The following is an 8,927-nucleotide window of genomic DNA, read 5'->3' as shown; positions in this document are numbered from 1 at the left end:
AGACAATATTTTAATCACAGCAGTGATTTTTTAGAATTTCTATTGTTTAAAAATAAAAATGGAATATGAATTTTAAATAATTGATTTACAATAATTTAAAAAATTATAGAACATTAAAGAGAAACCTGCGATGGGTAAAAAATGCTTTGTTTTATAAATAATGAGTCTTCTTAATAACTCAGGGGTAACCCTGATTTCACTCCTTTTATCCATACGTTTTGCATTAAAATTTTAAAAAATATCTCTATCTTGCAACACCAATCGACCACAACCAAGCCAATCAACCAAAGGCATAAACGGAGACAAATTTGTTAAAATTTAATCTCGAAAATTTGCTACATGATCCTGGCCAATATCCGAACGAATATTAAAAGGCTGCGTCGCTTCAAAGGGATAACGCAAAGAGAAATGGCTATGCGCCTGTATATGGATGAACGGACCTATGCTAAAATGGAGCGGGGCGTCAACAAATCCATGGACGTGCGACTGCTTTCCGCTATCGCCGACATCCTGCAGACCGACCTGGCTACCCTGCTGCAAAGCGTCCCTGCACAGGAAAATCCCCGGGAAGATTTATCTCCCCGCATGCCTGCAGCGGAGGCAGGCAATGCGGACAATGAACAAATCCTGCTACAGGAGATCCGGTCGCTGAAAGAGGAAGTAAAAGCGCTGATCGATTTTCAGAAGAAAGCTATACAGCTGCTGGCACTCGCTGTTCCGGACCCTATCCTCGAACGCTGAAGCCTGGCACTGCAGCCCGGACCTGATCGCCTAAACTGGAAGGATAATTGCTATTTTTGTCGCTGATCATCATTAATAGCTAACCATGTTCTTCAGAATACATAAGAGTCCCAAGGGGCAGCTGATCTATATCATTGATAATGCCAGCCAGTTCAGGAATATTGCGCTTTCCAAAGAGGAGGCGGCTTACCTCGAACAGCAGATCAGGAACGAGCAAAAGATTGTTTCGTTCAACCGGTTTGATCATCAGTTGTATGTTGTTTTTGCAGCAGCAGGAAAAGAAAGCTATCAAAGCCGGGAGCTGCTGCGCAAGCAGGGCGCCGAACTGCAGCTACTGTTGCAAAAAGGCAAAGCCAAAGAGATCACCATTACCAATCTCAGCATGGAACCTGCGGCGGCCTATCTCCTGGCCGAAGGGCTGGCGCTCGCCTCTTACCAGTTCCTCAAATACAAGTCCGACGCCCGCAAAACCGTCTATGCGCTTACCGATATCGGCTTCGAAAAACAAAGCATTACGCTCAAAGACCTGAAACAGCTCCAGGCTATATGTGAAGCGGCCTACCTGGTGCGTACCCTGGTTAATGAACCGCTCAGCTTCCTCACAGCAGAGCAGCTGTCCAAAGAGATTGCCAACGTCGGCAAAGAAGGCGGCTTCCGTGTGAATGTGCTGGGCAAAGCCAAAATAGAACAGCTTGGCATGGGCGGTCTGCTGGCCGTGAACAGAGGCAGCATCCTGCCGCCGACCTTTACCATTATGGAACACCGCCCCACCCGCGTAATCAACAAGAATCCGATCGTGCTTGTGGGTAAAGGCATCGTGTACGACACCGGCGGCCTCAGCCTCAAGCCTACTCCCAATTCCATGGATCGTATGAAGAGCGATATGAGCGGCGCTGCCCTGGTGACCGGCGTGCTCTACGCTGCAGCTCAGCTGGATCTTCCCCTGCATCTTGTCGGATTGATACCGGCCACCGAAAACCGCCCGGGGGAAAATGCTTATGTGCCGGGTGATGTGATCACTATGTACAGCGGCACTACTGTAGAAGTATTGAATACCGATGCGGAAGGCCGTCTGGTGCTGGCTGATGCGCTGCACTATGCCAAGAAATACCGTCCTGAGCTGGTGCTCGACTTTGCTACGCTTACCGGCGCCGCATCCGTTGCTATAGGCGATGTCGGTATGGTGACCATGGGCACAGCTTCCGATACCATAAAGCAACAGCTGCAGCAAAGCGGCTTTAACCAATACGAGCGCCTGGTAGAATATCCGCTGTGGGATGAATACGGTGACATGATCAAATCCGATATTGCCGACCTGAAGAATATCGGCGGCCCATCGGGCGGCGCTATCACCGCCGGTAAATTTCTGCAGCATTTCACCGATTATCCCTGGATGCACTTCGATATCGCCGGAGTATCTCATATCCCGGCACGAAAAGATTACCGCACCGCCGGCGGCACGGCCTATGGCATGCGCATGATGATCGACTTCCTGCTGAATTACTGCAAATGATGATTGGGCTGTAAACACCTCCATACGTTTTGCTGGTAGAGATGTAGCATTGCTATATCTCTACCGGCATTTCAGCATCTACCTCATTCAACACCTCCTACGTTCTCTCCTGGCGGAGACATTGCATGCAACGTCTCTACGCACAATTTCAGCAGGTATATCCTATTAGCCCGACACCGGCACACCTGCGATATTATTCTTAAATGAATTATCCAACAATCGTAACCGCCCGGTTTCCCGGTGCAGCAGCTGATCGCCCCGGAGGGAACAGATCTCATTTCCGCCTGCATTTTCCCCGCTAATGGGGTGAGAAATAGCGCTGAACATTTTATATTTTTGCGAGCATGAAAAAACTTTTATTAAGCATATTCGCTATGACCACACTTTTGTCTGCCCGTGCAGATGAAGGCATGTGGATCCCCATGCTCATCGGGAAAAACTATGACGAGATGCAGCGCCTCGGCCTGAAGCTCACGGCCGAAGACCTGTACAGCGCCAATCACTCCAGCCTCAAAGATGCTATCGTACATTTTGGCGGCGGGTGCACCGGCGAGATCATTTCTCCCAACGGCCTGCTGATCACCAACCACCACTGCGGCTATGGCAGCATTGCCGAGCTGAGCACCGTGGAGAACAACTACCTGGAAAATGGCTTCTGGGCCAAGACCCTGGATGAAGAGATCCCGGCTCCCGGTCTTTCGGTTAAATTCCTCGCGCGCATGGAAGATGTGACTGCACAGGTGCTGAAAGCCGGCGAAAACGCGGCTTCAGAGGAAAAGAAAAAGAAAGCGATGGACAAGGCGAAAGAAGAGCTGGAAAAGAAAGCCAATGAAGGCGGCCGTTATGCATCGGCTGTCACGGCCTATTTCAACGGCAACCAGTATATCCTGCTGGTGTACCAGGTATTCAACGACGTACGCATGGTGGGTACGCCGCCCAAATCGCTGGGCAAATACGGCGGCGATACGGACAACTGGATGTGGCCCCGCCATACCGCCGATTTCTCCATGTTCCGCGTATATGCCGATAAGAACAACAACCCGGCGCCTTACGCCAAGACAAACATACCCTACAAACCCAAACAATACCTCCCGGTATCGACCCAGGGCGTAAAGGAAAACGATTTCGCCATGGTAATGGGTTACCCCGGCCGTACCAACCGTTATGAAACTTCATATGGTGTGGACATGGCCATCAACGAGGTGAACCCTTCTATCGTCAAGATCAGGGATATGCGCCTCGGCATTATGCGCAACTATATGCGCAAGGACCCCGCGGTTAACCTGAAGCTGGCGTCGAACTATGCCCGTATTGCCAACTACTGGAAATATTTCATCGGCCAGACCGAGCAGCTGAAGCGTCTGCGTGTGATCGACGAAAAACAGCGCCAGGAACAGGATTTCACGGCCTGGTCCAAAACAACCAACAGGGATTATGAAGACCTGATGAACCAATATGCCCGCATGTACAGCGACTATCGCCCCTATGCAAAGCACAATGTTTATTATGCCGAGTGCTTCATGGGATCGGCGCTGGCCAAGCTGGCGGCCAAGACCAACAAGCTGAACCAATTGCTTTCCGATAAAAAAACAAAAGCGGAAGAGGTTGGCAAGGAAGTTGCCGAGCTGCGCAAAGCACGTAAAGAGGCCATGAAAGAGTTTGTGCCGGCAGTAGAGCAGGAAATGCTGGCCCGTACAGCCGAGCTGTTCTACAAAGATGTGCCTCATGGACAGCTGCCCGACTTCTACCAGCGTTTTATCTTCAAGCAATTCGGCAACAGCGACTGGTCCAAAACGTTTAATGACTTTGCTAACTACGCCTTCCTTAATACTTTCCTGCTCGACGACGTTAAGTTTGAGAACTTCTGCTCGGGCCCCAGCCTTGAGAAGCTGAACGCCGACCCTGCGGTACAATACGCGCTCAGCTTTGTAAACAATTATGAGCAGAACTACAAACCGCGCCAGGAGCAGTTTGGCAAGACCAAGGATAACCTCAGCCAGCAATACATCAAAGGGCTGATGCAGAAGAACCAGGGCAAGCTGTTCTACCCGGATGCCAACTCCACCATGCGCATTACCTATGGTACGGTGGGCGGCTACCATCCCCAGGATGCGGTTACCTACGACTACTATACCACCCTGGACGGTTTGCTGGACAAGTACAAGCCCGGCGATTATGAATTCGACCTGCCCCAGAATTTTCTCGACCTTTGCAAGACCAAAGATTTCGGTCGTTATGCCAATGCCAACGGTGAGCTGGTTACCTGCTTCATCACCAATAACGACATTACCGGCGGCAATAGCGGCAGCCCTGTGATCAATGGCAACGGCGAGCTGCTGGGCCTGGCCTTCGACGGCAACTGGGAAGCGATGAGCGGTGATATCGCCTTCGACAAAAAATACAAGAGAACAATTGTCGTGGATATCCGCTTTGTCCTTTGGCTGATCGACAAATATGGCGGCGCCAGCAACCTGATCAATGAAATGAAGCTGAATTAAAACGATACCATACCTGTCAAAAGCGCTGCCCTCAGGATAAGGGCAGCGCTTTTTGTATGCACAGCCCCGGCAGCGGCATGCTCCGCAGCATAGATTTTATCGATGAAAGCAGCTAAAAATAAAGGCTTTAGCGGCTGCTCACTTCCTGTAAACCTTTTTAATTTTGATTTGTCATTATCCTACACAATCACAACACAAATCAAAGTACACATGGCAAAGACTTCATCAAAATCAAAGACAAATGAGGCTGCATTAACCGAAGCCAACATCGGTATCAGCGCGGGTAACAAACAGGCGGTGGCCGATGAGCTGAACAAGCTATTATCCGACGAATTCCTGCTGTATACCAAGACCCGTAAATTCCACTGGAATGTTGAAGGCGCGCAATTCCACGACCTGCACCTCTTCTTTGAAAAGCAGTACAACCAGCTGGCTACGATCATGGATGAAGTAGCGGAACGTATCCGCAAGATCGGCCATTATGCGCTGGGCTCCATGAAGCACTTCCTGCAGGAAGCCTCCCTGCTGGAGAATGAAGATTTTGGCACCAGCTCAGCCGAGATGCTGCAACAGCTGCTTGACGATCATGAGACCATTATCCGCAGACTGCGCAGCGACATCGATAAATTCCAGGAAAAATATAAAGACGCCGGCAGCGCCGACTTCATAACCGGCCTGGTAGAGCAGCACGAAACAATGGCCTGGATGCTGCGCGCGACCGCCAAATAACCGACCGGTACTTTATATGAACCACTAAAACGACCCGCTATGTCAGAGATACCAGAAATAAACCAGCATCCCGATTTCCCCACGGTAACCGATGCCATTGCCTGGCTGGAGAAGATAGGCTACACTTACGATTTCAACCTCGACAACGATTGCCTCAGCTACGAAGGCGGGCAGAAAAGGCTGAATCCTGAAGAATTCACCATCGACAAGGTCTTTCGCTTTGAAGGAATAACCGATCCCGGAGATGAAAATGTTGTTTATGCAATCTCCTCGGAGAGCCATGGCGTAAAGGGAATATTGATGAATGCTTTCGGCGTTTATTCCGATCCTGTATCCGATAAAATGATCAAGAAGCTGGCCACCCATTAAAGTAAAGCTACAGGCACAAAAGCCCTGTCATCTGCGATGACAGGGCTTTTTCATGGGTAAGCGATAGGGGCTGCCGGTAAGCCGGATTGACATCACCTGCAGTAATGCCCTTCAGATGAAAAAGGCTGTCGGGTACTTAGCTAAAATACCCGACAGCCTTTTATAGATCCGGAATCCCAAGATCCTTTACTGGTGGAAAGGATAACGGTAGTTGGTTACCGGCACATAGGTTTCCTTGATCGTACGGGCGCTCAGCCAGCGGAAGAGGTTCAGGATGGAACCGGCCTTATCGTTGGTTCCCGAAGCCCGCGCACCGCCGAAAGGCTGCTGGCCCACGACAGCGCCGGTAGGCTTATCATTGATGTAGAAATTACCGGCAGCATTGACCAGCTTCTTTGTCAGCAGCTCAATCACTGCGCGGTCCTGGGCAAAGATCGCCCCGGTAAGCGCATAGCCGGAAGTATGGTCTACCTTATCCAGCAGCTGCTCCCACTGTGCTTCATCGTAGGTGTGAATGGTCAGCACAGGGCCAAACAGCTCTTCGCACATCGTCACATAATCAGGATTGGTGGTTTCGATCACAGTAGGCTCGATAAAGTAGCCCTTGCTCTTATCATAGTTGCCGCCGTGAATAATTTTAGCTTCGCTGCTGCCTTTCACACCGTCAATATACCTGGCCAGGTTGTCGAAGGATTTTTCATCGATCACTGCATTGATGAAATTGGTAAAATCGTCTACAGGACCCATTTTCAGCGTCTTCAGCTCTGCAATGAATTTGCTCTTGATCTCTTCGGCCAGGTTGGAAGGCAGGTAAGCTCTTGAAGCGGCGGAACACTTTTGTCCCTGGTATTCGAAAGCGCCACGCACCAGGTTGGCCACCACGGCATCAACATTGGCTGTAGGGTGTACGAAAACGAAATCTTTACCGCCGGTCTCTCCTACGATGCGGGGATAGGATTTGTATTTGGCGATGTTGTTGCCGATACTCTTCCACATACCCTGGAACACGCCGGTAGAACCAGTGAAGTGCACGCCGGCAAAATCGGGATGATCGAAGCAGATCTCGCCTACTACCGGGCCGCTGGTGTACACCAGGTTGATCACGCCATCGGGCAGACCGGCTTCCTTCAGTATCTCCATGAACACGGACGCTGAATAGATCTGTGTATTGGCGGGTTTCCATACCACCACATTACCACACATGGCGGGCGCAGTGGGCAGGTTACCGCCAATAGCGGTAAAGTTGAAAGGCGTTACCGCCAGCACAAACCCTTCCAGCGCACGGTATTCCATGCGGTTGTTGAAGCCTTCGGGCGAAATAGGTTGTTGCTTGTAGATATCGCTGAGAAAATGGACATTGAACCGCAGGAAGTCGATCAGCTCGCAGGCACTGTCGATCTCGGCCTGGAAAGCATTTTTACTTTGTCCCAGCATGGTCGCAGCATTCATGCGGAAACGGTATTTGGTCGCCAGCAGCTCGGCAGCCTTCATGAAAACGGCGGCACGATGTTCCCAGCTGGTAGCGGCCCATTGTTCACGGGCGGCCAGCGCAGCGGCAATAGCGTCTTTTACGTGGCTGGCATCTCCCTCGTGAAAGTGCCCCAGCAGGTGCGCAGTCTCATGCGGCGGGCGTATCTCTTTGGTCTTACCCGTACGCACTTCTTTGCCGTTGATATACATGGGAATATCGCGTTGCTGGCCTTTCAGTTCGGCGACAGCTTTCTTGAGTTGCTCCGCATCAGCCGAACCCGGGGCATAGCTCCGTACCGGTTCATTTTTTGGTTCTGCGAAATAGAAATATCCGTTGTTCATATAATTATTAATAGAATTTAAATTACAGAAAGAAAGCGCAAAGTTAATGATTCATTGCGGAGGGACAGTCAGGGGTAAAATTTATACCCGGATAAGCCTTCTCAAACACGGCGGGGCCGACCTTCCGGAGTCTATTTTCCTGTCACCGGATATTTGGGCTGTATGGTCCGATTTTCATTGAAAAAAAACAGGCTCCGGTAAGGGTTTTGCAATATCCGGGCCATCTTATTTCAGACAAAAATTTCCATCACAAAAAAAGAGCAAGATGAAAAAATGTTTTATGGCACTGTTTTGCCTGGCATGGTTCAGCCCCGCTTTGCTGCAAGCGCAGTGTAATCCGCAGTTCAGCTGGGCTGCAGCGCCAACGGGGAATGACCTGCTTAAGGTGAACTTCACGAACACCAGCCCGGCTACACCACCGGGTAGCAATCCGCATTATACCCTGTACTTTGGCGACAACACGACGCAAAACGGTTTTTACACCACTACTACCCATACCTATCCGGCTCCCGGAACTTACAATGCCATGCTCCGTATCGAGCTGCACGACAGCCTTAACCCGGCCAATACCTGCATCGATACCGTTCTGCACCAGATAACTGTGGGCTATCCTGCCTGCGGCACCACGATTACCAGCATCAACAACGGTGGCGGTTCTTTTACCTTTACGGCCAATACGCCTGCCGGCACTCCAGGGATAACGTATTCCTGGAACTTCGGCGATGGTAATACCGCAACTGGCAGCCCCGTAACCCACACCTACACTTCCGGCAGCTATACCCTCAGCCTCCAGGCGACCGGAAGCGGCTGCACCTATACCAACAACCAGAACATTTATATCCCCGGACTGAACTGCGACTCGCTGCACGCCCATTTTACCGCTGCGGTATCGGGCCATACCGTTAACTTCACCAACACTTCCAACACTATTACCCAGGCGTTCATCGATGGCGCTACCTGGTATTTCGGCGATGGCAATACTTCTACCCAGTACAATCCTTCGCATACCTATTCTGCACCGGGCATCTACCCGGTTACCCTGATCAACAGGTGGGTGGACTCAATGACGATGACACAGACCTGCACCGACAGCATCGTTCTTACGATCCAGATCACCGGCAGTACTACCTGCGACTCCCTGAATGCCGACTTTACCCACACCGTTTCCGGCAGCACAGCGCATTTCACCAATACATCCAATACATATGGAACACTGTACAGCAGCCCCACCTGGTTCTTTGGCGACGGTGGCGTCTCTACACAGT

The 8,927-nt window shown here is 50.7% G+C and carries 7 protein-coding genes; 6 read left to right on the top strand and 1 reads right to left on the bottom strand.

Annotated elements, in window-relative coordinates; genetic code table 11:
- The first annotated feature begins 339 nt into the window (after positions 1 to 339).
- The 5 genes from DZC79_RS16325 to DZC79_RS16305 all read left to right on the top strand — a co-directional run bounded on the left by DZC79_RS16325 (position 340) and on the right by DZC79_RS16305 (position 5,850).
- Positions 340 to 741 (top strand): helix-turn-helix domain-containing protein, encoded by a 402-nt coding sequence (locus DZC79_RS16325; RefSeq protein ID WP_118952679.1) that lies wholly within the window; start codon positions 340 to 342, stop codon positions 739 to 741.
- Positions 742 to 826: 85 nt separating this feature from the next.
- Positions 827 to 2,254, top strand: a complete 1,428-nt coding sequence (locus tag DZC79_RS16320; protein ID WP_118952678.1) for a leucyl aminopeptidase family protein — start codon at positions 827 to 829, stop codon at positions 2,252 to 2,254.
- Between the two features lie 344 nt (positions 2,255 to 2,598).
- A complete protein-coding gene (locus DZC79_RS16315; protein ID WP_118952677.1) occupies positions 2,599 to 4,752 on the top strand; it encodes a S46 family peptidase in 2,154 nt (717 codons plus the stop codon).
- A gap of 210 nt (positions 4,753 to 4,962) precedes the next feature.
- Positions 4,963 to 5,481: a Dps family protein gene (locus tag DZC79_RS16310; RefSeq protein ID WP_118952792.1), complete on the top strand. Its 519-nt coding sequence runs from the start codon at positions 4,963 to 4,965 to the stop codon at positions 5,479 to 5,481.
- A gap of 39 nt (positions 5,482 to 5,520) precedes the next feature.
- Positions 5,521 to 5,850: a phosphoribosylpyrophosphate synthetase gene (locus DZC79_RS16305; RefSeq protein ID WP_118952676.1), complete on the top strand. Its 330-nt coding sequence runs from the start codon at positions 5,521 to 5,523 to the stop codon at positions 5,848 to 5,850.
- A gap of 186 nt (positions 5,851 to 6,036) precedes the next feature.
- Here DZC79_RS16305 and pruA read toward each other — a convergent pair whose 3' ends face one another.
- Positions 6,037 to 7,662 (bottom strand): L-glutamate gamma-semialdehyde dehydrogenase, encoded by a 1,626-nt coding sequence (gene pruA / locus DZC79_RS16300; protein ID WP_118952675.1) that lies wholly within the window; start codon positions 7,660 to 7,662, stop codon positions 6,037 to 6,039.
- 265 nt (positions 7,663 to 7,927) lie between these two features.
- Here pruA and DZC79_RS16295 point away from each other — a divergent pair.
- On the top strand, positions 7,928 to 8,927 hold a 1,000-nt coding region (locus DZC79_RS16295; protein ID WP_118952674.1), incomplete at its 3' end, for a PKD domain-containing protein.

The organism is Taibaiella helva (genome assembly GCF_003545695.1).
GTDB lineage: Bacteria > Bacteroidota > Bacteroidia > Chitinophagales > Chitinophagaceae > Taibaiella > Taibaiella helva.
The sequence above is the reverse complement of the archived record's forward strand: the minus strand, read 5'-3'. Positions and strand labels throughout refer to the sequence as shown.